General features: G+C 74.8%; 26 protein-coding genes. 21 read left to right on the plus strand and 5 right to left on the minus strand.

All coding sequences use genetic code 11. The features are described from left to right. The 6 genes from AB0C87_RS40230 to AB0C87_RS40255 all read left to right on the plus strand — a co-directional run. On the plus strand, window positions 1-1,264 hold a 1,264-nt coding region (locus AB0C87_RS40230), incomplete at its 5' end, for a hypothetical protein (protein ID WP_360581818.1). A 46-nt stretch (window positions 1,265-1,310) separates the two neighbouring features. Further along, window positions 1,311-2,177, plus strand: a complete 867-nt coding sequence (locus tag AB0C87_RS40235; RefSeq protein ID WP_360581819.1) for a hypothetical protein — start codon at window positions 1,311-1,313, stop codon at window positions 2,175-2,177. Further along, a complete protein-coding gene (locus AB0C87_RS40240; protein WP_360581820.1) occupies window positions 2,174-3,685 on the plus strand; it encodes a ferredoxin in 1,512 nt (503 codons plus the stop codon). Before AB0C87_RS40235 ends, AB0C87_RS40240 begins: the two co-directional genes overlap by 4 nt. A 127-nt stretch (window positions 3,686-3,812) precedes the next feature. After that, complete coding sequence (locus tag AB0C87_RS40245; protein WP_345185837.1) at window positions 3,813-4,445, plus strand: DUF4142 domain-containing protein; 633 nt, start codon at window positions 3,813-3,815, stop codon at window positions 4,443-4,445. Between the two features lie 30 nt (window positions 4,446-4,475). Further along, complete coding sequence (locus AB0C87_RS40250; RefSeq protein WP_360581821.1) at window positions 4,476-5,777, plus strand: DUF1996 domain-containing protein; 1,302 nt, start codon at window positions 4,476-4,478, stop codon at window positions 5,775-5,777. Window positions 5,778-5,847: 70 nt separating this feature from the next. Beyond that, a complete protein-coding gene (locus AB0C87_RS40255; RefSeq protein WP_360581822.1) occupies window positions 5,848-6,534 on the plus strand; it encodes an NAD(P)H-binding protein in 687 nt (228 codons plus the stop codon). A 19-nt stretch (window positions 6,535-6,553) separates the two neighbouring features. Here AB0C87_RS40255 and AB0C87_RS40260 read toward each other — a convergent pair whose 3' ends face one another. Next, on the minus strand, window positions 6,554-8,344 hold the full coding sequence (locus tag AB0C87_RS40260) for a long-chain fatty acid--CoA ligase (protein WP_360581823.1): 1,791 nt from the start codon (window positions 8,342-8,344) through the stop codon (window positions 6,554-6,556). 235 nt (window positions 8,345-8,579) lie between these two features. Between AB0C87_RS40260 and AB0C87_RS40265 the strand changes: the two genes are divergently transcribed. The 6 genes from AB0C87_RS40265 to AB0C87_RS40290 all read left to right on the plus strand — a co-directional run bounded on the left by AB0C87_RS40265 (window position 8,580) and on the right by AB0C87_RS40290 (window position 12,938). Next, entirely contained in the window at window positions 8,580-9,275 is a 696-nt protein-coding gene (locus tag AB0C87_RS40265) for a copper homeostasis protein CutC (protein WP_353835503.1), read from the plus strand. Window positions 9,276-9,374: 99 nt separating this feature from the next. After that, a complete protein-coding gene (locus AB0C87_RS40270; RefSeq protein WP_345185865.1) occupies window positions 9,375-10,142 on the plus strand; it encodes a metallophosphoesterase in 768 nt (255 codons plus the stop codon). Window positions 10,143-10,204: 62 nt separating this feature from the next. Then, window positions 10,205-10,639 (plus strand): SRPBCC family protein, encoded by a 435-nt coding sequence (locus AB0C87_RS40275; RefSeq protein ID WP_345185869.1) that lies wholly within the window; start codon window positions 10,205-10,207, stop codon window positions 10,637-10,639. Window positions 10,640-10,715: 76 nt separating this feature from the next. Further along, window positions 10,716-11,222 carry a hypothetical protein gene (locus AB0C87_RS40280; protein ID WP_345185872.1) on the plus strand — a complete coding sequence of 169 codons (507 nt, stop codon included), beginning with the start codon at window positions 10,716-10,718 and terminating at the stop codon, window positions 11,220-11,222. Window positions 11,223-11,271: 49 nt separating this feature from the next. After that, entirely contained in the window at window positions 11,272-12,240 is a 969-nt protein-coding gene (locus AB0C87_RS40285) for an ROK family glucokinase (protein ID WP_179842911.1), read from the plus strand. A 2-nt stretch (window positions 12,241-12,242) separates the two neighbouring features. Then, entirely contained in the window at window positions 12,243-12,938 is a 696-nt protein-coding gene (locus AB0C87_RS40290; protein WP_345185875.1) for an endonuclease/exonuclease/phosphatase family protein, read from the plus strand. On the opposite strand, the gene AB0C87_RS40295 is transcribed toward AB0C87_RS40290, so the two are convergent. Then, complete coding sequence (locus AB0C87_RS40295) at window positions 12,935-13,810, minus strand: hypothetical protein (protein ID WP_345185876.1); 876 nt, start codon at window positions 13,808-13,810, stop codon at window positions 12,935-12,937. The genes AB0C87_RS40290 and AB0C87_RS40295 overlap by 4 nt on opposite strands. 368 nt (window positions 13,811-14,178) lie before the next feature. On the opposite strand from AB0C87_RS40295, the gene AB0C87_RS40300 reads away from it, so the two are divergent. The 8 genes from AB0C87_RS40300 (at window position 14,179) to thiI (ending at window position 21,673) form a co-directional block, all read left to right on the plus strand. Beyond that, window positions 14,179-14,916, plus strand: a complete 738-nt coding sequence (locus tag AB0C87_RS40300) for a lysophospholipid acyltransferase family protein (protein ID WP_345185877.1) — start codon at window positions 14,179-14,181, stop codon at window positions 14,914-14,916. After that, a complete protein-coding gene (locus AB0C87_RS40305) occupies window positions 14,903-16,084 on the plus strand; it encodes a DUF5931 domain-containing protein (protein WP_360581824.1) in 1,182 nt (393 codons plus the stop codon). The genes AB0C87_RS40300 and AB0C87_RS40305 overlap by 14 nt, the downstream gene beginning before the upstream one ends. A gap of 35 nt (window positions 16,085-16,119) precedes the next feature. Then, window positions 16,120-16,758, plus strand: coding sequence for a response regulator transcription factor (locus AB0C87_RS40310; RefSeq protein ID WP_345185954.1), 639 nt, complete (start codon window positions 16,120-16,122; stop codon window positions 16,756-16,758). 69 nt (window positions 16,759-16,827) lie between these two features. Beyond that, window positions 16,828-17,814: a TIGR04222 domain-containing membrane protein gene (locus AB0C87_RS40315; protein WP_360581825.1), complete on the plus strand. Its 987-nt coding sequence runs from the start codon at window positions 16,828-16,830 to the stop codon at window positions 17,812-17,814. Between the two features lies 1 nt (window position 17,815). Further along, on the plus strand, window positions 17,816-18,625 hold the full coding sequence (locus tag AB0C87_RS40320) for a DUF692 family multinuclear iron-containing protein (protein ID WP_353834741.1): 810 nt from the start codon (window positions 17,816-17,818) through the stop codon (window positions 18,623-18,625). 11 nt (window positions 18,626-18,636) lie between these two features. Beyond that, the gene (locus AB0C87_RS40325; RefSeq protein ID WP_360581826.1) at window positions 18,637-19,131 is read left to right on the plus strand and encodes a hypothetical protein; all 495 of its coding nucleotides are present in this window, start codon (window positions 18,637-18,639) and stop codon (window positions 19,129-19,131) included. 167 nt (window positions 19,132-19,298) lie between these two features. Further along, on the plus strand, window positions 19,299-20,324 hold the full coding sequence (locus AB0C87_RS40330) for a 6-phosphofructokinase (protein ID WP_345185891.1): 1,026 nt from the start codon (window positions 19,299-19,301) through the stop codon (window positions 20,322-20,324). 104 nt (window positions 20,325-20,428) lie between these two features. Further along, entirely contained in the window at window positions 20,429-21,673 is a 1,245-nt protein-coding gene (gene thiI / locus AB0C87_RS40335) for a tRNA uracil 4-sulfurtransferase ThiI (RefSeq protein ID WP_345185894.1), read from the plus strand. Window positions 21,674-21,702: 29 nt separating this feature from the next. On the opposite strand, the gene AB0C87_RS40340 is transcribed toward thiI, so the two are convergent. From AB0C87_RS40340 to aroF, 3 genes are all read right to left on the minus strand, one after another. After that, window positions 21,703-22,605 carry a DUF5954 family protein gene (locus AB0C87_RS40340; protein WP_345185896.1) on the minus strand — a complete coding sequence of 301 codons (903 nt, stop codon included), beginning with the start codon at window positions 22,603-22,605 and terminating at the stop codon, window positions 21,703-21,705. 40 nt (window positions 22,606-22,645) lie between these two features. Beyond that, window positions 22,646-23,635 (minus strand): EamA family transporter, encoded by a 990-nt coding sequence (locus tag AB0C87_RS40345; RefSeq protein ID WP_345185899.1) that lies wholly within the window; start codon window positions 23,633-23,635, stop codon window positions 22,646-22,648. A 226-nt stretch (window positions 23,636-23,861) separates the two neighbouring features. After that, complete coding sequence (gene aroF / locus AB0C87_RS40350; RefSeq protein ID WP_360581843.1) at window positions 23,862-24,908, minus strand: 3-deoxy-7-phosphoheptulonate synthase; 1,047 nt, start codon at window positions 24,906-24,908, stop codon at window positions 23,862-23,864. A 257-nt stretch (window positions 24,909-25,165) separates the two neighbouring features. Here aroF and AB0C87_RS40355 point away from each other — a divergent pair, with 257 nt between their 5' ends. Further along, window positions 25,166-25,789 carry a molybdopterin-dependent oxidoreductase gene (locus tag AB0C87_RS40355; protein ID WP_353834743.1) on the plus strand — a complete coding sequence of 208 codons (624 nt, stop codon included), beginning with the start codon at window positions 25,166-25,168 and terminating at the stop codon, window positions 25,787-25,789. Window positions 25,790-25,900 lie beyond the last annotated feature (111 nt).

Here is a 25,900-nt window from a genome sequence, read left to right on the forward strand (position 1 = left end):
GCCGCCGCGTCCCGGGCCGAAGGCGACGCCGCGCCGCGGCAGGCGGCCCGCCGACCGGCTGAGCATCGGCGCGATCGTCCTGTCCACCGCGGTCGGGCTGTCCCTGCTGGGCATCGCCGAGCGGGCCCTGCTCGACGGCGGCCCCGTCGGCGGGTCCTCCGGCCCGGTCGGCTCGGAGCGCGCGATCAAGCCGTCCAGGCCCGGCGCCGGCACGCCCGCGCGGCCCCAGCAGCCGCAGCGGCGGCCGGTGGCCGGCGGCGGCACGGCCACCGCTCCGGCGGGGCCCGATCTCGGGGTCCTCGCCACGCAGGTCCGCCGGCTGACGCTGGCGCAGCGGGGCGCCGCGGCGCGGCAGGCCTACGGGGCGGCGCTGACACGGCAGCCGTTCGTGGGCGCCACCCGCCAGAGCGCCGACCGCACCTGGGTCTTCGGCACCAGTGCGATCCCGGTTCCCGAGGCCAGCGCGGCCGGCCCCGAGCTCGCCTTCTACGCCGCCCACTGGACGGGCCGCCAGTGGCAGGTCGGGCTGTCCGGCGCGACGGCGTTCGCCTCGCTCCTCGGAGCCGCCCCCGCGGACCTCATGTCGCCGGCGGAGTCGAGGCTCCTGCGCAGGTACGGCGCGCTGAGCGCCGCGCAGGCCGCCACGCTCGTCAACGGGACGCGGGCGGGCGACCGGCTGATGCTGCCGTGGAAGACCGGCCAGGCGTGGTCGATGACGACCTCCGACGACGCCGTGGCGGCGCGCCCGCTGGCGTCGCTGGCGTTCTCCGGCGGCGACGGCCGTGTCCTCGCCGCCGGCGGCGGGCGCCTCTACCGGTTCTGCTCCAGCCAGGCCGGCGCGGTGGTCATGGTGATCCACCCGAGCGGCCTCGCGTCCACCTACTACGGGATGCGGGGCGTGACCGAGCTGCGCGACGGCAGCGTCGTCGAGCAGGGCGACGCGCTCGGCCGCACCGGCTCCGGGCGGCCCTGCGGCGGGGCGGCCGCGCCCCGCGCCGAGGTCGCGTTCGGGCTGCGCCGCGGCGGCGGTGCGGTCCCGCTCGACGGCGCCGAGATCGGCGGCTGGACGTTCCGCGAGCGCGCCAAGCCGCTCCTCGGCTTCGCCGAACGCGGCGTCCTCCAGGTGCTTCCCGGGGGCCTGCTGGCCAACCTCGGCCCGGTCCCCGCCGCGGACGACTCTCCGTCGTCAACGCCGTCCCCCGGCAAGAAGCCGGAGAAGGACGGCGCCGGACCGGCCGGCGCCCCGGCGCCGGCCGCCACCTAGAACAGGAGTCCGAGCGGTGCGAATTCGCAACAGTGATGATCCCGCGGTGCCCACCTGGGCGCTGCGCGTGGTGCTCGCCGGCGCGGTGCTGGTGCTGGTCGGCGCGGCGACCCCGCAGGGTGCCGTCGCGGTCGCGAACGTGCAGTACTTCCTCAGCTTCTACGCCGGCGTCTTCGCGCTGGTCGCGCTGACCACCGCGGTGATGAGCGGGCTGCTGGCCACCGAGCGCCTCATCCTGAAGATCCGGCACCGGGTGCTCGCCCAGGCGGTGCACCGCGCCTCCGCCGTCGTCGCGACGGCGATGCTGGTCGCGCACGTCACGGTGAAGGTGATGAGCGGCCTCGCGCTGCCGGTGCAGGTCGTGGTGCCGGACGCCGGCGCGATCGGCCTCGGCACCCTGGCCTCCGACCTGATGCTCCTCATCGTGGTCACCGGGCTGCTGCGGGCGCGGTTCGCGTTCCGCGGCAAGGCCTGGGTGTGGCGGTCGATGCACGCCGTCGCCTACGTGTCCTGGCCGCTCGCGATCGTGCACGGCCTGATCACCGGACGGGCCGCGGCGCCGTGGGTCGTGCTGAGCTACGTGATGAGCGTGGTGTTCGTCGTCCTCGCCCTGGTCACCCGCATGGTCGTGGTGATCAGGCCGCGGGACGTCCACCGGGCCGGCGAGGACGTCGAGGCGTTCTCGCTGCCGGACGGCGCGGGCCGCCGCCGCGACCGGCGCGCCATGGCGGCGCGCGAGCACGAGGAGGGGCGGGCCGCCGCGAGGGCCCGCGCCCGGGCGGCGGAGGACCCGTTCGACGATCCGCGCGACCTCGGCGACCCGCGCGACTTCGCGGACTCCCGGCAGACCGTCGCGGACCCGCGCGGCATGCCCGTCACCGGACCGGACCGCGACACCGAGGTCCTCCGATGACCTCGACCGTCACCGTCTCCAATATCGGCGGGCCGCGGCTGACGCTCGGGTTCGACCGGTTCGACCGGCTGGACCTCGACCGGCACCTCGCGGTGCACGGCAGGCTCCGCGCGCCGGCGCTGGACGACCTGGTGCGCATGGCCGAGCAGGTCGACCTGAGGGGACGCGGCGGGGCGGGGTTCCCGTTCGCCCGCAAGCTGATGGCGGTCGCGGCGCGGGTCGACCACCCGACCGCCGACCGGACCGCGCTGCTGCCCGGCGAGAGGGGCGACGAGCGCGGGTCCAGCGAGGACGTCGTCGTGGTGGTCAACGGCGCCGAGGGCGAGCCCGGCAGCGCCAAGGACAAGGTGCTGCTCGGCAGGGCGCCGCACCTGGTGCTCGACGGCGCGCAGATCGCGGCGAGCGCGCTCGGGACCCAGCGGATCGTGCTGGCCGTCGAGAGCGACGAGGCCGCCCGGTCGGTCCGCGCCGCGATCAGCGAGCGGCGGATGCCGGTCCGGGTGGTGCGGCTGACCGAGCGGTTCATCTCCGGGGAGAGCGGCGCGGTGATCCGCGCGATCAACGGGGAGACGCCGATCCCGCCGGGCGTCAAGGTCCGCGCGTCCGACTCGGGGGTGGACGGCTTCCCGACCCTGCTGTCCAACACCGAGACGTTCGCGCAGCTCGCGGTGCTCGTCTCCCTCGGCCCCGACCTGTACGCCTCGGCCGGGACGGAGGACGAGCCGGGCACCACGCTGCTGACGATCGGCGGGACGCAGGTCGTGGAGGCGCCGCTCGGCACGCCGCTGCGGGCCGTCCTCGACCACTGCGGGGTGCCGGCGTCGCCGGGCGTGCTCGTCGGCGGCTACCACGGCATGTGGCTCGACCCGGCCGCGGTGTCGCGGGCGGTCCTGTCGCGCGCGGGGATGCGCCGCGTCGGCGGGACGGTGGGCGCGGGGATCATCCTGCCGCTCACCCAGGGCACCTGCCCCCTCGGAGAGGTGACCCGGATCGCCTCCTACCTCGCGGCGCAGTCCGCCGGGCAGTGCGGGCCGTGCCGGCTCGGGCTGCCCGACGTCGTCCGGTCCCTGATGGCGCTCACCGAGGGGGCCGGGACGGTGGACGGCGTGCGCCGCGCCGCCGGCGTCGGCCGGGGCCGCGGCGCCTGCACCCACCCCGACGGGACGGCCAGGTTCGTCCTGTCGGCGATGGAGGCCTTCACCGCCGACATCGACGCGCACCGGTGGGGAGGCGGGTGCGGCCAGTCGACCTACGGGGTGCTGCCGCTGCCGGTGCCGGACGGCACGGAGGGGCGGGTCGCGATCGACTGGAGCCGGTGCGACGGGCACGGCCTGTGCGCCTACCTCGTGCCCGAGCTTATCCAGCTCGACCGGTACGGCTTTCCCGTCGTGCTCGGCACCGACATTCCGTCGTGGATGGAGAAGGACGTTCAGAAGGCGGTCGCGATGTGCCCCGCATTGGCGCTTCGCGTCGTCGGCGGAGTCCCCGGGGCGCCCTCGCGGCGTTGAATTCCGGGCGCAGAAAGAAATGACAACAGGTGGACATCGTTGAACCCCCGGGGTGTTCCGCTGCGTATCTCCGGACGAACCCGCGCCGGGTCCGTCGAGAGATCCTTGGAAGGAGGGACGAGAGCCCTTGAGGAAATCCTACGGAATCGCCGGAAAGCGGACGCTCCCGCGCCTCGGCAAGGGGCGCCTGCTGCTGGTGCTGGCGGCCGCGGCCGCCGTCGTGGCGGCCTTCGCGGTCGTCATGAGCCCGGTCGGCACGCCCGCGAGCGGCGCGGCGAACCTCGGTGGCACCGTCAACACCCGCTGGGGCCGGCTCAGCACTCTGGACAGGCAGCTCCTGGTGAAGGTCCGGCAGGCCGGCCTCTGGGAGATGCCCGCGGGGCAGCAGGCCGCGCAGCGCGCCTCCAGCCCCCGGGTGAAGGAGGTCGGCGAGATCATCATGCGCCAGCACATGCAGCTGGACGCCGACACCCGCGCCGAGGCGCAGAAACTGGGCGTGCTGCTTCCCAACGAGCCCAACGGCAGCCAGAAGAGCTGGCTGAGGGAGATGTCGGGAAAATACGGCGCCGACTATGACAAGACGTTCGTGCTGCGGTTGCGTGCCGCCCACGGGCAGGTCTTCACGGTCATCGCCAAGGTGCGCGCCGCGACCGAGAACACCGAGATCCGCGCGTTCGCCGAACGGTGCCTGAAATTCGTCAACACGCACATGTCGCTGCTGGAGAGCACGGGCCTGGTTCCCAGGCGCGCTCTGCACTGACGGAGACCCCGCAAAGGGAGCAGTTTTTCGATGGGACGAAAGAAGAAAGCCTTCGCCGCGTTGATCCCGGCGCTGACCCTGGTCGCGACGGTCTACCAGGGGATCCCCGCCGCGGCGGCGGACCCGACCGCCCAGCCGACCGACCCCGCCGCGCAGCCGACCGCCCCCCAGGGCGGCCAGCAGAACGGTGGCCAGATGGGCGACGGCGGCCAGATGGGTGACGGCGGTCAGATGGGCGACGGCGGTCAGATGGGTGACGGCGGCCCGATCGACGGCGGCCAGACGACTCCGCCTGCCGACCCGCAGGGCGGCCAGCAGCCCGGCGGCGGCCAGAACGGTGGCCAGAACGGTGGCCAGAACGGCGGCCAAAATGGCGGCCAAAATGGCGGCCAGAACGGTGGCCAGAACGGCGGGCAGGCTCCGGCGAATCCGAGCCTGCGCGCGGACCAGTTCGTCGACATCCGCAAGGCGCCGCGCGTGCGGCAGCCCCGCCGCGGCCGCCAGGCCTCGACCGGCGTGTTCGCGTCCAGCTGCGGCGTGAACAAGGGCCAGGCCCACAGCAACCCCGACAACGTGCTCGCCGCCCCGGGCGTCGTGAACGGCGCGCACCACATCCACGACTACGTCGGCAATCTCGACACGAACGCGTTCTCCACCGACGAGACGTTCGCCGCCGCCGGGACGACGTGCACCAACGGCGACAAGTCGGCCTACTTCTGGCCGGTGATCCGGCTCCGCGCCGGTCAGGACACCTCGGACCGGGCGCAGCAGAGCCAGGCGGACGGCAACGTCGGCAGCATCGTCACCCCGTCGAGCGTCAGGATCCAGTACCTCGGCAACCCGCGCGCCAAGGTGACCGCGATGCCGCGGTTCATCCGCGTCGTCGCCGGTGACGCCAAGGCCGTGACGAACGGCCTGAAGAACGCGCACGCGAGCTGGACGTGCAGCGGGTTCGAGAACCGGGCGTTCACCGACAGGTACCCGCTGTGCCCGCGCGGCAGCAAGGTGGAGCGCGTGCTGAACTTCCCGAGCTGCTGGGACGGCCAGAACACCGACAGCGCCAACCACCGCGACCACATCCGGTTCGCGGACCCGCGGACGGGGCAGTGCCCGCAGGGCACGAAGGCCGTGCCGCAGCTGCGCATGACCCTGGCCTACAACCTGCCGGCCAAGCCGCTGGCGTTCGCGCTGGACAGCTTCCCCGAGTCGGGCCACGACCCGGTCACCGACCACGGCGACCTCATCAACGTGATGGACGACCAGCTGATGGCCAAGGCCGTCAAGGCGATCAACGGCTCCCGGGCAGGGACGCGGATCAAGCCCCGCCGCTGAGCGGAACCGGTCCGCGGGGGCCCGGGCGCGCGTCCGCGCGTCCGGGCCCGCCGCGTCCTACGATCGCGGCATGAACATCGTGATCGCGGGCGGGCACGGGCAGATCGCACTGCGGCTGTCCCGGCTGCTGGCCGCACGGGGGGACACCGTGCTGAGCATCATCCGCAATCCCGGCCACGCCGGGGACGTCCGGGACACCGGCGCGGGACCGGTCGTGTGCGACCTGGAGTCGGCGACCCTCGACGAGGTGGCCGACCACCTGACCGGCGCGGACGCCGTCGTGTTCGCCGCCGGGGCGGGCCCGGGCAGCGGCGTGGCGCGCAAGGACACCGTCGACCGCGGCGCGGCGGTGCTGGCGGCGGACGCGGCCGAGCGCGCGGGCGTCCGCGGCTTCGTGCAGATCTCCGCGATGGGCGCCGGGGAGCCGCCCGCGCCCGGGCGCGACGAGGTCTGGGAGGCCTACATCAGGGCCAAGGGCGCGGCCGAGGACGACCTGCGGCGCCGCGACGCCCTGGACTGGCTGATCCTGCGGCCGGGCCGCCTCACCGACGACCCGCCCACCGGGCTGGTGGCGCTGGCCGAGCCGCCGATCGGGCACGGCGCGGTCACCCGCGACGACGTGGCGGCGGTCATCGCGGCGCTGCTGGACGCCGGCGACGTCCGCCGCCTCACGCTGGACCTGCTCAACGGCTCCACCCCGATCGGGGACGCCGTCGCGGCCCTGCGTCCCGCGTCCGGCGGCGTGCCGGGCGCCTGACCGCGCGGGCCGCCCCGGCTCAGCCGGTGTAGAGGGCGTCGATCTCGTCGGCGAAGTCCTTCATCACCACGTTGCGCTTCACCTTCAGGCTCGGCGTCATGTGCCCGGCCTCCTCGGTGAAGTCGACGCCGAGGACGACGTGCTTCTTGATCGCCTCAGCGTGGCTGACCGACTTGTTGGCGTCGGCGACCGCGGCCTCGATCTCGGCGACGAGGTCGGGGTCGCGGCGCAGCTCGTCCACCGTCATCGCCTCGGGCTTGCCGTGCCGGGCCTTCCACGGGCCGAGCGCCTCCTCGTCCAGGGTGACGAGCGCGCTGATGAACTTGCGGCCGTCGCCGACGACGAGGCACTGGCTGATCAGCGGGTGCGCGCGGAGCCGGTCCTCCAGCGGCGCGGGCGCCACGTTCTTGCCCGCGGCGGTGACGAGGATCTCCTTCTTGCGGCCGGTGATCCGCAGGAAGCCCTCCTCGTCGAGGGAGCCGAGGTCGCCGGTGTGGAACCAGCCGTCCTCCAGGGCCTCCTTGGTGGCGGCCTCGTTGTTCCAGTAGCCGCGCATGACGTTGACGCCGCGCACGAGGACCTCGCCGTCCTCGGCGATGCGCACGTCGACGCCGGGGATCGGCGGGCCCACCGTGCCGATCCTGAGGGCGGAGGGCCGGTTGACGGCGGCGGGCGCGGTCGTCTCGGTGAGGCCGTAGCCCTCCAGGATCGTGATCCCGACGCCGCGGAAGAAGTGCCCGAGCCGCTCGCCGAGCGCGGCGCCGCCGGACACCGCGTACTGCACCCGTCCGCCGACCGCGGCGCGCAGCTTGCGGTACACGAGCACGTCGAAGACCTTGTGCCGGGCCTTCAGCCCGAGCCCGGGGCCGCCGCCGTCCAGCGCCCGGCTGTAGGCGACCGCGGTGTCGGCCGCCGTCTTGAAGATCTTGCCCTTGCCGTCGGCCGCGGCCTTCTGCTCGGCGCCGTTGTAGACCTTCTCGAACACGCGGGGGACGGCCAGCAGGAACGTCGGCCGGAACGAGGCCAGGTCCGGCAGCAGGTTCGGGACGTCGCTGTGCCCGAGCACGATGCCGCCCTCGATGGTGGCGACCTCGATCAGCCGGGCGAACACGTGGGCCAGCGGAAGGAACAGCAGCGTGGAGCTGCCCTCGACGGCGACCTCGGCGATCGCCCCCTGCACGGCGTTGCGGGCGGTCGACACCAGGTTCCCGTGGGTGATCTCGCAGCCCTTGGGGCGCCCGGTGGTGCCGGAGGTGTAGACGAGCGTGGCGACGTCCGCGGCGGAGCGGGAGCGGCGGCGCTCCTCGACGACGTCGTCGCCGACGTCCGCGCCGAGCCGGGCGACCTCCGCGACGCCGCCCGCGTCGATGCCCCACACGTGCGCCAGCCCGGGGAGCCGGTCCCGGAGCCCCGCGACGGTCGCCACGTGCTCGTCGGTCTCGGCGAACACGGCCCTGGCCCCGGAGTCGCCGACGATCCACTCGATCTGCTCGGCGGAGGACGTCTCGTAGATCGGGACGGAGATCGCGCCCGCCGCCCAGATCGCGTAGTCCAGGAGCGTCCACTCGTAGCGGGTCCGCGACAGCAGGCACACGCGGTCGCCGGGCTCGACGCCGGCGGCGGCCAGGCCCTTGGCGATCCCCGCCGTCTCGGCGGCGAACTCCGCCGCGGTGACGGCGCTCCACGCGTCGCCGCTCTTGCGCCGCAGCACGATCCGGCCCGGCTCCTCGACGGCCCGGGTGAAGGGCGCGTCGGTCAGAGTGGCGGAGTCGGGGACCTCCACCATCGCGGGGACGCTGAACTCGCGCACGGCCCACTCCTGTCGTCGGTCTTCGAGGACGGCGGGGAGCCCCGGGCGCGCCGGGCCGTCCGGCCGGCGGCGCGTGAACTCCTCCGTTGCCGCATGATACCCACGAGTAGCAACACCGCCGCGAACGGCGGCTGTTAACGGCACGGCAAAGACCGCCCGGCGGCCCCCGGAGCGCGCCGCCGGGTCGCCTACCCTTGACCCGGTCGCACACCGCCAACGGGTTCCGGGGGTCGCCATGTCGCTGCTCGAAGTGATCGCGCTGACCGTTGACGACGCGAGCGCGGCGCAGGAGGGCGGCGCCGACCGCGTCGAGGTCGTCGCCGACATGGCCGCGGACGGGCTCACCCCCGACCCCGATCTCGTCGCGGCGATCCGGGCGGCCACGTCCGTGCCGATGCGGGTGATGCTGCGCGCCAACGCGGGGTTCCGCACCACCGGGGCCGAGCTGGACCGGCTGCGGCGCGCCGCGGCGGGCCTCGCCGACGCGGGCGCCGACGGGTTCGTGCTCGGCTTCCTCGACTCCTCGGGGCACGTCGACGCGGGCGCCACCGGCAAGCTCGCCGCCGACACCGACCCGCTGCCCTGGACCTTCCACCGGGCGCTGGACCACGCCGCCGACCCCGCCCAGGCGTGGGGCGTCGTCCGCGCGTTCGGCGGCCGCCTCGACACGGTGCTGACGGCGGGCTCGTCCCGCGGCGTGGACGCCGGGGTCGACGTCCTCGTGCGGCGCGCGGTCGGGGACCCCGCCGCGGCCAAGATGATCATGGCCGGGGGCGGGCTGCGCCGCAAGCACGTCGCCGTTCTCGCCGCGGCAGGCGTCACCGCCTTCCACGTGGGGACGGCCGTGCGTCCCGACGGCGACTGGGACGCGACGGTCGACCCCGTGCTCGTGCGCGAGTGGCGCACGCTCGTGGCGGCCGCCGCCGGCTGACGGCCCTCCGCCGACCGAGCCTTTGCGAACGGCCCACGTCGCGCCGAACGTCATGACCCGCCCGTTCACTCCGGCGGTCGGCGCTATTACATTCGGTTCATGAGGATCCATGTGGTGAGCGACGTCCACGGCCGCGCGGACGCGCTGGCGGGCGCGGCGGACGGCGCGGACGCGCTCATCTGCCTGGGCGATCTGATCCTGTTCATCGACTACCACGACCACGGGCAGGGGATCTTCGCCGACCTGTTCGGCCAGGACAACGCCGACCGCTTCATCGGGCTGCGCACCGAGAAGCGCTTCGACGAGGCCCGCGAGTTCTCCCGGGGCCTGTGGGCCTCGCTGGACGGGGACGCCCGGCCGCACATCGAGCGGGCCGTGAACCGCCAGTACGCCGAGCTTTTCGCGGCCATGCCCGCCCCGGCGTACCTGACCTACGGCAACGTCGACGTCCCCCGGCTGTGGGACGCGCACCTGCGCGATGGCCACCACGTCCTGGACGGCCAGACCACCGAGATCGGCGGGCTGCGGTTCGGGTTCGTCGGCGGCGGCCTGCGCACCGAGTACCGCACCCCCTACGAGCTGGACGAGGAGGCCTACGCGGCCAAGGTCGAGGCGGTCGGCGAGGTGGACGTGCTGTGCTGCCACATCCCGCCCGCCGTCCCCGAGCTGCTGTACGACACCGTGGCGCGCAGGTTCGAGCGCGGGAGCGAGGCCGTCCTCGAGGCCGTCCACCGCACGCAGCCGAGGTACGTGCTGTTCGGGCACGTCCATCAGCCGCTCGCGAGCCGGATCCGCATCGGCCGCACCGAATGCGTGAACGTCGGGCACTTCCGCGCGCGCGGTGTGCCCTACGTCCTGACGGTGTGAACCATACTTCTCTAGGGACAGCGGGCCCGCAGGGGTTCGGGGCGAGCCGGAGGGAGACGCAGATGGCGGACCGCACGAGTTCCTCCATCACGGTCAAGGCCGGGAAGGCCGAGATCATGGCGGTGATCGCCGATCTGGAGGCGTACCCGCGGTGGGCGAGCGGCATCCGCGAGTTCACCGTGCAGGAGACGGGCGAGGACGGCCGGGCCGCCCGCGCCCGGCTCACGTTCGACGGCGGCCCGTTCAGCGACACCGTCGGGCTCGCCTACACCTGGGAGGGCGACGACCGGGTGACGTGGGAGCTGGTGGAGCCGGGCACGGTCGTCACGGGGCTGCACGGCTCCTACGTCCTCGCGGAGGAGGGCGGCGCCACCGAGGTCACCTACGAGCTGGCCGTGGACGTCCGCATCCCCATGATCGGCATGGTGAAGCGCAAGGGCGAGAAGCGGATCATCGACTCCGCCCTCAAGGGCCTCAGGCGCCACGTGGAGGGCTGATCCCGCCGCGGGCGGTGGCCTGAACACGGCGCGGAGGCGATACCGTTCACGCCGACGACGGATGGAAGATGGAGACATGAGCGACCAGCCGGGCGACGTCCTGGACGAGGCGGCCAAGCTCGTCGACGCGTTGATCAGGCGGATGGGCGGCGGCCGGGACGAGCGCGCGGGCCGGGACGAGCCGGCCGGGGACGTGTGGGACCGTGCCATCGCCGACGAGCCGGCGGGCGGGCCGGGCGGGCGCGCCCGCGGGCCGCACATCGCCACCGGCGCCCCCGAGTGCCGCGACTGCCCGGTCTGCCGGGCCATCGCGATCAAGCGGGAGTCCGGCGGCGACGTGGGACGGCACCTGCGCGAGGCCGGGCGGTCCCTGGTCGCCGCCGCGCTGGACGTGGCGGCGGCGTTCGACCGGACCCGCGCGCCCGACCGGGCGCAGGGGTCCCCCCGGACGCGCGGGTCCGACCGGACCGGGCCGCCGGAGGCGTCGGAGGGCGCGCGGGCGGGTACGTCCGATCGGTCGGAACGTCCCGATCCGGGCGACCCGTGGTCGGCCGCCACCGGCGGCCCCATCGACATCGGGTAGAGCGGGAGTGGCTCCAGCCAGGGGCGACGCGAGGAGGAGGAAGGGTTACATGGCCCTGACCATCGGCGTGGATGTGGGCGGCACGAAGGTGGCCGCGGGGGTCGTCGACGACCGGGGGACGATTCTGGAGAAGGTCCGCCGGCCGACTCCCTCGACCAACCCCAAGGAGACCGCCGAGACCATCGCCGAGGTCGTCGACCTGCTGAAGGGCAAGTACGAGGAGGTCGCGGCGGTCGGGCTCGGCACCGCGGGCTTCGTCGACGAGACCCGCTCCACCGTGCTGTTCGCGCCGAACCTCGCCTGGCGCGACGAGCCGATCAAGGAGAAGGTGGAGAGCCTCGTCGGGCTGCCGGTGGTCGTGGAGAACGACGGCAACGCCACCGCGTGGGGCGAGGCCCGGTTCGGCGCCGGGCGCGGCGAGAACTTCCTCGTCCTGGTGGCCCTCGGCACCGGCATCGGCGGCGGCATCATCATCAACGGCGAGCTGTACCGGGGCCGGTTCGGCATCGGCGCGGAGATGGGGCACTTCCGGGTCGTCCCGGACGGGCGCCGCTGCGGCTGCGGCAACCGCGGCTGCTGGGAGCAGTACGCCAGCGGCAACGCCCTCGTGCACGAGGCGCGCGACCTGGCCCGGGTGGCGCCCGCGATGGCGGGGCGGCTGCTGGAGCTCGGCGGCGGGCGGCCCGAGGGCATCAGCGGCCCGGAGGTGTCGCAGGCGGCCCGGGAGGGCGACAAGGCGGCGCTGGAGTGCTTCCGGACGATCGCGCACTGGGCGGGCCAGGGTCTGGCCGATCTCAGCGCGATCCTCGACCCGGGCGCCTTCATCATCGGCGGCGGCCTGTCGGACGCCGGCGACCTGCTGCTCGACCCGATCCGCTCCGCGTTCGAGGACGCCCTGACCGGTCGCGGCCACCGCCCGCTTCCCGACATCCGGATCGCGGAGCTGGGCTCCGCGGCGGGCATCGTCGGGGCCGCCGACCTGGCGCGCGTCCGCCCGTTCCAGGACGTGATCGTCTAGGCGTGGCCGCCGTCCGGCTGCTCTCCTACAACGTCCGGTCGCTGCGCGACGACCCGGCCGCCGTGGCCCGCGTCGTCCGCGCGAACGCCCCGGACGTGGTGTGCCTGCAGGAGGTCCCGCGCTTCTGGGGGTGGCGGCTGCGGCGCCGCCGCCTGGCGCGGGACTGCGGCCTGCGGATCGCGGCGGGGCGGCGGGCCTGCGGGCTCGCCGTCCTCGCCGCGCCGCACGTGCGCCGCGTGGCCCGCGAGTTCCACCTGCTCTCGCCGGACCCGGGCCTGCACCGCCGCGCCCTCGCGATCGCCGTCCTGGAGGTCGGCGGCGCCCGCCTGATCGCCGCGAGCACCCATCTGGACCTGGCGGAGGGCCCGCGCCTGCGGCACGTCCACGAGATCCTCGCCCACCTCGACCGCGCCCGTGAGCGCCACGGCGCCCCGGTCGTGCTCGCGGGCGACGTCAACGAGGAGCCGGGCGGCCCGTCCTGGTCGCTGCTGGCCGACCGGTTCCAGGACGCGTACGCGGCCGCTCCGGCGGGCGGGGAGCTCACCTTCACCGCGCGCGACCCGAAGCGCCGCATCGACGGCGTCTTCGCCGACCCCGCCGTGCGGATCACCGCGTGCGGGGTGCCGCCCGACGACGCCGGCGACCATGCCCTGGCCACCGACCACCGGCCCGTGCTGGCCGAGCTGGGGCCGCCCTAGACGACGGCCCCGTCGTCGGGGTCGCGGGGCTCGTCGCCCATGCGCAGGACGAGGGTGACGAAGCCCCCGATGAACGCGGCGACGGCGAGGAAGGCCGCCCAGCCGGGGACCTCCCAGTCGAGGATGACGGTGACCAGCAGGTAGACGGGGCCGCCGATCAGCGCGATCCAGGCGCCCTTGGTGAGCGGGTCGGCGCTCGGCAGCGGCGGGGGAGGGGGCGGGACGTAGTGCCCCTCGTCGTCATCGTCGTCGCCGGCCGGGAACGCCGCCTCCTCGGCCGGCTTGATCACGCGGGCGCGGGGCAGCCGCCCGGTGCGGTCCTCGCCCTCGCCCGGGGGGTCGGCGGGCTCGCGGATGTTCTCCTCGTCGGGCCACGGGACCTCGTCGCCCTCGGGGACGGTGTCGTACCCGGCGACGATCTCGGCCCAGATGGCGTCCTCGTCGCGCTCGGCGGCGGCGCCCGCCTGGCCGGCGCCCGGGTCGGCGAGGCCGGTCCCGGCGCGCTCCGCGGCGTCGAGGCGCTCGGCGTCCGCGCGTTCGGGGCCCGGCAGGTCGGCGTCGGCGAGCTCGGAGCCGTCGCGGTCGCCGTCGGAGCCGCGGGCCGAGGCCTCGCGGAGCCGGGCGAGGTGCACGCGCAGGATGCCCTCGGCGGCCGGCTTCATGTCGACGTCCACGTACAGCCGGTCGAGGACGTCGCCGGCGACCGGCTCCGCCGCCGCCTCGGCGATCTCCGGCAGGCCGGACGGGGACGCCGCGTAGGCCGCGACGCCCGCCTCGCCGAGCGCCGACAGCATCGCGTCCGCGAGATGCGGCGCGAGGTCGACCAGTGGGGCGTAGGTCTCCGCTGACAGTCCATTGCCACGGCGATTCACGGGGCCGGCTCCTTCGACGACTCCGGCGTGACCGACAGCACCGGCATGGCGGCCTCCGCTCCCCCCATTGACATGTGGTGCCCGGTCGCCCCCGCGTGGAGGCACTCCCGGACACCCCGAAACGTGTGTCCCACGGTATTCGCTGCGCCGCCCGGGACAAGCCCTCCGGCGCACTCGATTGAGATTTACCGCTTCGAGCCTACGGTTATTCCCGGCCCGCCGCCGGGGCGACCGGGTCCCGGTGACGGGTACCGGCCGGTAGATCGGTGGGACGGAGAGTGGGAGGATGTCCCATCATCTCCCGTCGGCCAGGACCGGGGCACGCCCGCGCGGGGGCGTCCGGTCCGAGGGAAAGGTACCCGCATACGATGCTCTGGTTCTGGATCCTGCTGAGGATCGTCCTCTCCCCGGTCATGTACCTGCTGTGGTGGCCGCGGAACCGGGGGGCGCGCAACGTCCCGAAGCGCGGGCCGGCGCTGATGGTGAGCAACCACCTGTCGTTCGCCGACCACTTCTTCGGCCCGCTGCCGCTGATGCGCCCGATCTTCTTCATCGGCAAGGAGGAGTACTTCACCGGCCGGGGGATCAAGGGGCTGATCAGCAAGGGGTTCTTCACCGGCGTCGGGGTGGTGCCGGTCGACCGGACCGGCGGCTCGGCCGCCGAGGCGGCGCTGCAGACGGGGCTGCGCATCCTCGGCGAGGGCAAGCTGCTCGGCATCTACCCTGAGGGCACCCGGGCGCCCGACAACCGGCTGTACCGCGGCAAGACGGGGGTCGCGCGGCTGGCGCTGAAGTCGCGGGTGCCGGTGATCCCGATGGCGATGGTCAACACGTTCGAGCTGATGCCGCCCGGCAGGCCGTACCCGCGGCTCGGGATCCGGCCGGGCGTGCGGTTCGGCGAGCCCATGGACTTCTCCCGCTACTACGGGCGCGAGGACGACCACGAGGTGCTCCGCGAGATCACCGACGAGATCATGATGGCGATCCAGCGGCTGTCCGGGCAGGAGTACGTCGACCGGTACTCCGCCGAGGTGAAGGCGGAGCTGGCCGGCAAGGAGGTGCGTCCGGTCGAGGACGACGACGGAGGGCTGAGTGACCGCGGCTGAGCCGCGCGGGACGGGCCTGGAGACCGCGCTGTGGCGGGCCGTGGCCGTCTACCGCGGGCTCGCCCTGTGCTACGCCGCGGTCGTGATCGCCATGAACCACGGCGGCTACGCCCACCCCTTCGGCGGATGGGCCGTCCTCGCCCTCATGGCCGGATGGACCGGCTACGCGTCGTTCGCCTTCGGCCCCGCCGCCTTCGCCGGCAGCGGCCGGGCGCGCCGCGGCCGGCCGCTGCTGGCCGCCGACCTCGCCGTCGCGGCGGGGTGCGTGCTCGCGACGGCGTGGGTGGAGGAGGCCGGGAACATCTCCGCCGGGCGCCCGACGCTGCCGGTGTCGTGGGTGGCGGCCGCGGTGCTGGCGTGGGCGGTCGCGGGCGGGCGGCGGGCGGGCGTCGCCGCCGCGGCCGTCCTGGCCGCCGCGAACCTGCTGGTGCACGCGGCCGCCGGGACGAGCGGCATCGGCGGCACGACGTTCAACGGCATCGTGCTGCTGTTCTTCGCGGGACTCGTCGTCGGGCACGTCGTGCGTCTCGCGCGGGAGGCGGAGGCGCGGCTGGCGCGGGCCGTCGAGCTGGAGGCGGCGACCCGGGAGCGGGAGCGGCTGGCGCGGCGCATCCACGACTCGGTGCTGCAGGTGCTGGCGATGGTGCAGCGGCGCGGCGGCGAGCTCGGCGGCGAGGCGGCCGAGCTGGGCCGCCTCGCGGGCGAGCAGGAGGCGGCGCTGCGCGCCCTCGTCGGCGCGGGCCCGGCGGCGCCGCCCCCGGACGCCTCCGGCGGCGGCACGGACCTGCGGGCGCTGCTGACCGGGCACGCCTCCACCTCCGTGACGGTGTCGACGCCCGCCACGGAGGTGCGGCTGCCCGCCCACGCCGCCGGGGAGGTCGGGGCGGCGGTGGCGGCGGCGCTCGACAACGTCCGGCGGCACTGCGGCGAGGGGGCCCGCGCGTGGGTCCTGCTGGAGGACGGCGAGGGCGAGGTGACCGTCAGCGTCCGCGACGACGGCCCCGGCATGCCTCCCGGGCGGCTGGACCGGGCCGCGGCGGACGGGCGGCTCGGCGTCGCCCAGTCCATCCGCGGCCGCATCGCCGACCTCGGCGGAACCGTGTCGATCGTCTCCGCGGAGGGCGACGGGACCGAGGTCGAGATGACCGTGCCGCGGGCTAGGGTGTGACCGTGAGCGACGTTCCCCTCCGGCCTCTGCGGGTCATGGTCGTGGACGACCATCCGATGTGGCGCGAGGCGGTGGCCCGCGACCTCGGCGAGGTCGGGCACGACGTGGTCGCGACCGCCGGGGAGGGCCGCGCCGCCGTCCGCATCGCCGCCGCCGCCCGCCCGCAGGTGGCGGTGGTCGACCTCCAGCTGCCCGACCTCAGCGGGGTCGAGGTGACCCGGCGCCTCGCCGCCGCCGACCCGCCCGTCCGCGTGCTGGTGCTGTCGGCCAGCGGCGAGCAGCAGGACGTCCTGGAGGCGGTGAAGGCGGGCGCGACCGGCTACCTGCTCAAGTCCGCCGCCCGCGAGGAGTTCCTGGACGCCGTCCGGCGGACGGGCGAGGGCGACGCCGTCTTCACCCCGGGGCTCGCCGGGCTCGTCCTCGGCGAGTACCGCCGCCTCGCCGCCGCCCCGGCCCGCGAGGACGACGACGCGCCGCGGCTGACCGACCGCGAGACCGAGGTGCTGCGCCTCGTCGCGAAGGGGCTGACCTACAAGCAGATCGCGCAGCGCCTCGTCCTGTCCCACCGGACGGTGCAGAACCACGTGCAGAACACCCTCGGCAAGCTCCAGCTCCACAACCGCGTCGAACTCGTCCGCTACGCCATCGAGAAGGGCCTCGACGAGGAGGAGTAGCGCGGGGCGAACCGCCGCGGCGGCGCCTGCGTCTCAACGCCAGAAGGCGAAGAGCGACGGGAGCGCGTCATGACGGACGAGATCCTGGGGCCCGCGCTGGGGTTCCTCGCGGCCCACCTCCTGGTCGGGCTCGTGCTGCTGGCGGTCCTGCGGAGGGTGCGCGCCGTGATGCGGCGGGGCAGGCCTCCGGCGCGCGATCTGCATCCCTACGAGGTCGCCTACCTGCGGGGCGGAGGGCGCCACGCGATCGCCGCCTCGCTCACGGCGCTGCGGCTGGACGGCGCGGTCGACGCCTACGCCGACGGCAGGCTGCTGGCCACCGAGCCGTCAGCCGCGGGGCCGCGCGCGGCCGGGACGCCGCTGGACGCGGCGGTCTTCGGGGCGGTCGCGCACCTGCGGGCCGGAACGCTCGCCGAGCTCACCGCCGAGCCGGGCGTGCGCGCGGAGCTCGACCGGCTCCGCGACGGGCTCGCGGCGCAGGGGATGGTGCTCGCGCCGGCCGGGCGCCGCCGGCTGCGCAACCTCCAGGCGGTCATGTTCGGGTGGATGATGCTGGGCTTCGTCGCCTTCGTCATGCCCGACGCCTTCGGCGGGTTCCCGGCGAAGCTCGTGCCGATCGCCGAGCTGATCGGTCTCGGTTTCGGAGCCCTCGGCCTCGCCTCGGGCGCCGAGCGGACGCGGGAGGGCGAGCTGGCCGTCGAGCGGATCAAGGAGTCCCGTTCCGCCCTGGACCCGGCGAACGAGCCGTCCTACGCCGGGCTGCCGGCGCCCGACGCGCTCATGGGCGTGGCGCTGTTCGGCACGGCCGCGCTCCTGGCGCTCGACCCGGTGTTCGCCCAGACCGTGGGGCTCGGCCGGTACCTGGAGATGGCCGGGGTCGCGGCCGCCTCCGGCGGCCACTCGGGCTCCTCCTGCTCCTCGACCGCCTTGGTGTGCTCGTCCTCCTCCTGCGGAGGCGGCGGCTCGTGCGGGGGCGGGAGCGGCTGCGGCGGCGGGAGCGGCTGCGGCGGGGGCGGTGGGTGCGGAGGGGGCGGTGGTTGCGGCGGAGGGGGCTGAGATGCGGCTGGGCGTGGGGATCGGCTGGCGTCCCGAGATCGCCGGGTTCGTCGGGGCGCTGCCGGGGCTGCGCTTCACCGAGGTGATCGCCGAGTCGGTGCATCCGGCGGAGCCCGCCCCGGAGCTGCTCGCGCTGCGCGACCGCGGCGCGGCGATCGTCCCGCACGGGGTGCGGCTGTCGTTGGGCGGCGCCGAGCCCGTGGCCGCCGAGCGCGTCGCGCACCTGGCCGCCTGCGCCGAGGCGCTCGGCGCGCCGCTGGCGAGCGAGCACGTCGCGTTCGTCCGCGCGGGCGGCGTCGAGGCCGGGCACCTGCTGCCGGTGCCGCGCACCCGGGCCGCGCTGGACGCGCTGACCGCCAACATCCGCCGGACGCAGGCGGAGCTGCCCGTCCCGCTGGCCGTCGAGCCCATCGCCGCCCTCTTCGACTGGCCGGACGCCGAGTACTCCGAGGCCGACTTCCTCACCGAGCTGCTGGAGCGCACCGGCGCACTCCTGCTGCTGGACGTCGCCAACGTGTACGCCAACGCGCGCAACCGCGGCGAGGACCCCGCGGACCTCCTCGACCGCCTCCCGCTGGACCGCGTCGCCTACTGCCACGTCGCGGGCGGCTCGGAGGAGGGCGGGCGGTACCACGACACGCACGCCGCCGCCGTTCCCGCCGAGGTGCTGGAGCTGGTCGCGGAGCTGTGCGCGCGGCGCCGCCCGCCCGGCCTCCTGCTGGAGCGCGACGGCCGCTACCCGCCCGCCGCGGAGCTGCGCGCCGAGCTCGACGCCGTCGCCGCCGCCTCCGGACTGGAGCCCGTCACATGAGCGGATCCGACATGAGCGGATCCGACACGAGCGGATCCGACACGAGCGGATCCGACACGAGCGGATTCGACGCCGGGCTGGCGGCGGCGCAGGAGGCGCTCGTCCGGGCCATGACGGCGGGCGGGCCGATGCCGGAGGGGTTCGACGCCGACGCGGTGCGGGCCGCCGCGCACGGGATCCTGCTGAAGCGGGCGGGCGAGGTCGCCCGCGCATGGCCGGCCCTGTCCGCCTCGTACGGGACGTCCTGGAAGGCGGTCTTCGCGGCGTGGGCCGCCGAGCGCCCGACGCGCGGCTCCTTCCGGGACGGCTGGGACTTCGCGCGCGCGAACCGGGACCGTCTCGCGGGCGACGCGGCGCGGGAACTCGCGCTGGCGGAGGTGCGGTGGTCCTATGACGGGCAGGCCCCGCCGCGCCCGCGCGGGGTCGCGGCGCGGCGCGTGACCGGGGGAGTGGCGGCGGCCTTCCGCGGCCGGGTCCGCGTCTTCGGCCGGGACCCGTCCGGCTGAGGGCGCCGTCGCCGCGAACGAAGTGCCGCGGGGCCCTGGCACGGGCTATGGTCTAGACCATTGGCGGCGCGCCGGGGCATCCGGCGGAGGCCTGCGCCGCCGCGTGCGACGACTAGGCTGAGAACGTGGACCGAGGGAGGAGCCCGGTGGCGGGAGAAGGTGACGGCATGCGCGTCGGAGTGCTGACCGGAGGCGGAGACTGCCCCGGCCTGAACGCGGTGATCCGCGCGGTCGTCCGCAAGGGCGTCCAGGTCTACGGCTACGAGTTCGTCGGGTTCCGGGCCGGCTGGCGCGGGCCCCTCGAAGGCGACACCGTGGCCCTCGACGTCCAGGCCGTGCGCGGGATCCTGCCGCGCGGCGGGACGATCCTCGGCTCGTCGCGGACCAACCCGGTCAAGGTCGAGGGCGGCGTCGAGCGGATCAAGGACAACCTCGCGGGCCTCGGCGTGGACGCGCTGATCGCCATCGGCGGCGAGGACACCCTCGGCGTCGCGCGCGAGCTGTACGCCAACGGGGTCAACGTCGTCGGCGTCCCGAAGACGATCGACAACGACCTGAACGCGACCGACTACACCTTCGGGTTCGACACCGCGGTGAACATCGGCATGGAGGCCGTCGACCGGCTGCACACCACCGCCGAGAGCCACCACCGCGCGCTGATCTGCGAGGTCATGGGCCGGCACGCGGGCTGGATCGCGCTGCACGTCGGCATGGCCGCCGGCGCCAACGTCATCCTCATCCCCGAGCGGCCCTTCGACATCGAGAAGGTCTGCCAGTACGTGGAGAGCCGGTTCAAGACCCGCTACGCCCCGATCATCGTGGTGTCGGAGGGCGCGCACCCCATCGACGGGCAGATGCAGCTGCAGACCGGTGAGCGGGACGCGTTCGGGCACGTCCGGCTCGGCGGCATCGGGCAGGCCCTCGCCGACGAGATCGAGAAGCGCACCGGCAAGGAGGCCCGCGCCACCGTGCTCGGGCACATCCAGCGCGGCGGCACCCCCACCGCGTTCGACCGCGTCCTCGCCACCCGCTTCGGCCTCCAGGCGATCGACGCCGTCAAGGACGGCGACTACGGCAAGATGGTCGCCCTCCAGGGCACCGACATCATCCGCGTCGGCCTCGACGAGGCGACGAAGGAGCTCAAGACCGTCCCGCTGGAGCGCTACTCCGAGGCCGAGGTCTTCTTCGGCTGATCGTCCCGCCCGGGCGGGAACAGGGAATGCGGGTCGCGGTGTTGGCCTCTCTGGGCCACACTGGAGGTCCCCTCTTTACCCTGTTCCCGCCAGGAGGATCACGCATGACCACGCTCGACACCGCGCCCGGCACCGCGGCGGCGGACGTCCGGGAGCAGTCGCCGGTCGACGGTGAGCCGTGCGTGCTGCTCAAACTGGGCGAGATCGTCCTCAAGGGCAAGAACCGCGAGCAGTTCGAGCGCCGCCTCGCCGACAACGTGCGCACCGCCGTCCGGCCGATCGCCCGGGTGGACGTCGTCCGCCGGCACGGCGTCTTCATCGTCCGCAAACACGATGCCGACCTGGCCACCATGGAGCGGGTCGCGCAGCGGATCACCGACGTCATGGGCATCGTCTGGGCGCACCGCGCCTGGCGGGTCGGCAAGGACCTCGCCAGCGTCGAGCGCGCCGCCCTGGAGCTCATGGACGGGCGGACCGGCACGTTCGCCGTCCGGTCCCGGCGCCGCGACAAGCGGTTCCCGATGACCTCCACCGAGCTCGACCGGCACATCGGCACGCTCGTCACCGCCCGCTACGGCCAGCCCGTCCGGCTCAAGAACCCCGACCACACCCTGTCGATCGAGGTCGACCGCGACGAGGTGTTCGTCTACTCCGGCGGCCTCGCCGGGCAGGGCGGCCTGCCCGTCGGGATGAGCGGCCGCGGCCTCGTGCTGATGTCGGGCGGCATCGACTCGCCCGTCGCCGCGTACCGGATGATGCGCCGCGGCCTGCGCGTCGACTACCTGCACTTCTCCGGGATGCCGTTCACCGGCCCCGAGTCGATCTACAAGGCGTACGCGCTGGTCCGCGAGCTGGACAAGTTCCAGACCGGGTCCCGGCTGTTCGTCGTGCCGTTCGGCAAGGCGCAGCAGCAGATCAAGTCGTCCGGCGCCGACCGGCTCGCGGTGATCGCGCAGCGGCGGCTGATGCTGCGCACCGGGGAGGTCCTCGCCCGGCGGCTGCGCGGCTCCGCGCTGATCACCGGCGACGCGCTCGGGCAGGTGTCCAGCCAGACCCTCGCCAACATCACCGCGCTGGACGACGCCGTCGAGCTGCCCATCCTGCGGCCCCTCGTCGGCATGGACAAGGTCGAGATCATGGACCAGGCGCGCCGCATCCGCACCCTGACGATCTCCGAGCTGCCCGACGAGGACTGCTGCACCCTGCTCGCGCCCCGCCGCGCCGAGACCCGGGCCAAGATCGACGACCTGCGGCAGATCGAGAAGCGCCTCGACGTCGGCGAGCTCGCCGACCAGCTCGCCGCGTCCGTCCAGGAGCACCGGCCCGCCTACGGCGACCCGGCCGTCTGACCCGCCCGCCCGGCGTCCGAGGCCCGCGGCTAGCGGGCGTCGAAGTCCGTCGGGCGGGGCGGCTCGGGCCCGTCCGGGCCCATCAGGGTGATCCGCTCGATGCGGACGATGCGGAAGCGGCGGCCCGCGACGGCGATGCCGTTGCGGCGGCTGTCGTCCTCCAGCAGCTCCGCGGCCTCGGCGAACCGGGCGACGTCGTCCTCGGCGGGGCTCTCCACCGCGGGCACCACGTGCCTGAAGTAGGTGGCCAGCGAGTCGCGGGCCTGCTGCGGCGCGTCGTACAGGCGCCCCACGGGCCGCCAGCGCCGCTCGCCGCGCTCGGCGACAGTGAACGCGGGCGCCAGCGCGACCGGGGTGAGGAACGCGCCGGACGGCTCGTTCCCCCTGGCCGCCGCGGCGTCCAGCACCTGGCACAGCAGCTCGGCGGTCGCGAGGTCGGACGCCGGGCCGTCGTCGGGCAGCAGCTCGTGCGGCCGGACGGGCGGGACGCGGCCGCACGACGGCAGCGGATCCAGGTCGGTCGGGCGGGGCGGCTCGGGCCCGTCCGGCCCGGTGCGGGCCAGCTGCTCGATCCGCGCGATGCGGAACCGCCGCCCGCCCGCGGTCACCTCGTCGGCCGGCTCGCGCCGCAGCGTCCGGGCCGCGGCCGCCAGGTCGCGCGCCCGGGCTCCGTAGTCCGCCGCGGCGCGGTCCTCCAGGTGGTCGGCGAGGATCTCGCGCGCGCCCTGCGGCAGCGGGTCGAACGGGCACACGACCTGCCAGCCGCCCGGAACCCGCTCGGCGGCGGTGAACACGGCGCCGAGGGCCACGAGCTCCGGGTAGGCGGCCAGGGCGCGGCGCGCGTCCGCCAGCAGCACGGCGGCGACCGGATCGACGCCGTCCAGGTTCTCCGGGAAGAGCCGCCCCCCGGCGTCACCATCTCCCGTCGTCATGCCGGTCATCATCCTCGCCGCGCCGTGCCCGGCCAATGGTTCAGACCAATTCGTTACCGCCCTGTGCGCCTTCGCCGCGGCCCCGTGCGCCGTCGCCGGAGCCGCGCCGGCGGACGGGCGCCACGAGGACCACCAGGCTCGCCGCCAGCAGCGCGAGGCCGCCGAGCGCCGGGCCGCCGAGCCGCTCGCCCAGCAGCACCGTGCCGAGCGCCGCCGCCACCGCCGGCTCCGCGAGCGTCAGCGTCGTCGCCGTCGTCGCGGGCGTGGTGCGCAGGCCCCGGGCGAACAGCAGGTAGCCGCCGCCCGTGGTGATCACGCCGAGGTAGAGCGCGATGAGCGCGCCGCTCCCGGTGAGCAGCCAGCCCGTCGGCCCGGCGAGCAGCACGGGGACCAGCGGAAGGGCCGCCGCGCCGAACAGCGCCGCGGCGACGGCCCGGTCCTCCTCGCCCCGGGTGATGAGGACGGACGCCACCGTCGCGTACACCGCGTACGACAGCCCGGACAGCAGGGCCAGCCCGATGCCGAGCGGCTCCGCGCCCGCGTCCCGGCCGCCGCCGACGAGCAGCGCGCAGCCCGCGACGGCCCCCGCCGTGGCGAGCGCCCACCGTCCGGTGGGCGCGGCGCCGCGCGCCAGCAGCCCGATCACGCCGGCGAACACCGGCGCGCTGCCGATCGTGACGACGGTGCCGACCGCGACGCCCGTGCGCCCGGCGGCGACGAAGAACGCCGTCTGGTAGACGGTGACGGCGGCCGCTCCGAGGGCCACGAGCGGCAGGTTGCGGCGGTCCGTCAGCAGGCGGCGCAGCCCCGCGCCGCGGCGCGTGCACGCGGCGAGGGCCAGCAGGACGAGCCCGCCGATGATGATGCGGATCGCGGCGACCGAGTACGGGGACGCGCCGTCCGCGAACGTGCGGACGGTGCCGGTCGTCCCCCACAGGGACGCCGCGAGCAGGACGTCGGCGCCGCCGCGCCGGGCACTGGACCGAGAGGGCTTTTCGGACGCGCGCCGAAGAGAGGTGTTCTGTGACACGGGAGAAGGGCTCCTGGGCTCGAATCGGAAGGGAGGATCCGGATTCGGGGCGCAGGACGGCACGGCCGGGGCGCGTGGTCGCGCCGGGCCGTGTCGTGATCAGCAGGAATGCGGTCGCCGCGCCCCGTCAGGAGCGCGGCGGTCCGCAATCAGGTGCCCAGTAAGCCATGGTTCAGGACGATACCCGCTCGGCGTCCCCGCCGGACGGCCGGGCGGGGCGGGCGGATCAGGCGGGCACGGCGTCGGGGTCCTCGCTCCTGGTGAGGGAGCGGCCGACGATCGGGGGCAGGTCGCGGACGAGCTTGGCGAGCTCGCGCAGGTCGCCGTCGACCAGGGCCTGCGGGCCGTCGCACAGGGCGGTCTCCGGGTGCGGGTGCACGTCGATGATCACACCGTCGGCGCCGATCGCGATCGCCGCGCGGGTCAGCGGCAGGACCAGGTCGCGGCTGCCGCCCGAGTGCGACGGGTCCACGATGACCGGCAGGTGGGAGAGGCGCTGCGCCACCGGCACCGCGGAGATGTCGAGGGTGTTGCGGGTCGCCCGCTCGAACGTGCGGATGCCCCGCTCGCAGAGCACGATGTCGAGGTTGCCGCGCTGCGCGACGTACTCGGCGGCCATCAGCCACTCCTCGATCGTCCCGTTCATGCCGCGCTTCAGCATGACCGGCTTGCCCGCCTCGCCGGCGGCCTGCAGGAGCGCGAAGTTCTGCGCGTTGCGGGTGCCGATCTGCAGCATGTCGGCGTAGGAGGCGACGAGCTCGACGTCGGCGGCGTCCACGACCTCGGTGACGATCGGCATGCCGGTCTCCTCGCGCACGTCCGCGAGGATGCGCAGCCCGGCCTCGCCGAGGCCCTGGAACGCGTACGGCGACGTGCGCGGCTTGAACGCGCCGCCGCGCAGCAGCGTCGCGCCCGCGGCCTGCGCCATCTGCGCCGCGCCGAGGGTCTGCTCGGGGGTCTCCACCGCGCACGGGCCGGCGATCAGCGTCATGGTGCCGGGGCCGATCGGCACCCCGCCGACCCGGACGACCGTCCGCTCGGCGTGGTTCTCGCGGCTCACCAGCTTGTAGGGCGCCGAGATGCGGATGACGTCGCTGACGCCGCGCATCCCGCGCAGGTTCAGCGAGCCGAACTGCTGGACGTCGCCCACCAGCCCGACGATGGTCCGCTCCACTCCGCGGCTGACGAAGGCGTCGCCTCCTGCCGTCTCGACCAGTGAGACGACGGCTCTGACGTCCGCTTCGCTGGCCTCCGGGGCCATGACGACGACCATGGGTTGCTGCCTCTCGTTCATGCCCCGGGAGGCCGGCCGGTCCCCGGAACGACGAAAGCCCCGGGCCGGCCGGCCCGGGGCTTTCGCCTTCGTGGTCTGTCAGCGCAGCGTCTGGCAGACCAGCCGTCCGGGCTGGTCGGGCCAAAAGAAATACACGACGTTGCGCACGGGGAAAGCCTAGCCGATGTCGGGACCCGCGGCCCCCCGCGGACCCCGGATATGGCTCAGCTCACTCCGGATGGCAGGATGGCCGCGTCATGACCCACCCCGAACAGCCCGCGCCGCAGCCGGGCGAACTGCCGCCCGGGCAGTACGTCCCCCGGGGCTGGCCCGTCCTGCACTACGGCCCCGTCCCGAAGTTCCGTCCCAAGGACTGGGATTTCCGGGTCTTCGGCGCCACCGAGTCGGGGGAGCAGCACCGCTGGACCTGGGACGAGTTCGACGCGCTGCCGAAGGCCGCCTCGGTCGCCGACTTCCACTGCGTCACCAAGTTCACCATCCCGGACAACGAGTGGCGGGGCGTCCCCGGCACGGCGATCATCGAGCTGGCGCCGCCCGCGCCGGACGTCACGCACGTCATGGTCTGGGCCGAGTACGGCTACAGCGCCAACATCCGGATGAGCGACTTCCTCGCCGACGGGACGATGTTCGCCACCCACCGCGACGGCGAGCGCCTCACCCCCGACCACGGCTTCCCCGTCCGCATCGTCATCCCGCACCTGTACGCGTGGAAGAGCGTGAAATGGGTCCGGGGCGTGGAGTACCTGGTGAAGGACCGCCGGGGCTTCTGGGAGGAGCGCGGGTACCACAACGTCGCCGACCCGTGGCGGGAGCAGCGCTACTCGTACCAGGAGGACGAGGGCGAGTCGCCCCCGCTGTGATCGGATCCGCGCGATTGGTCCGCCGGCGCGGGACTTCCGGTCGGCCGAACGTGTCCCATTCGAGACCTCGGTAAATCGGCAACAGGCGCACCCGCGGCGATGATAGCCATT

The organism is Actinomadura sp. NPDC048021 (genome assembly GCF_040653135.1).
GTDB classification, from domain to species: Bacteria; Actinomycetota; Actinomycetes; order Streptosporangiales; family Streptosporangiaceae; genus Spirillospora; species Spirillospora verrucosospora.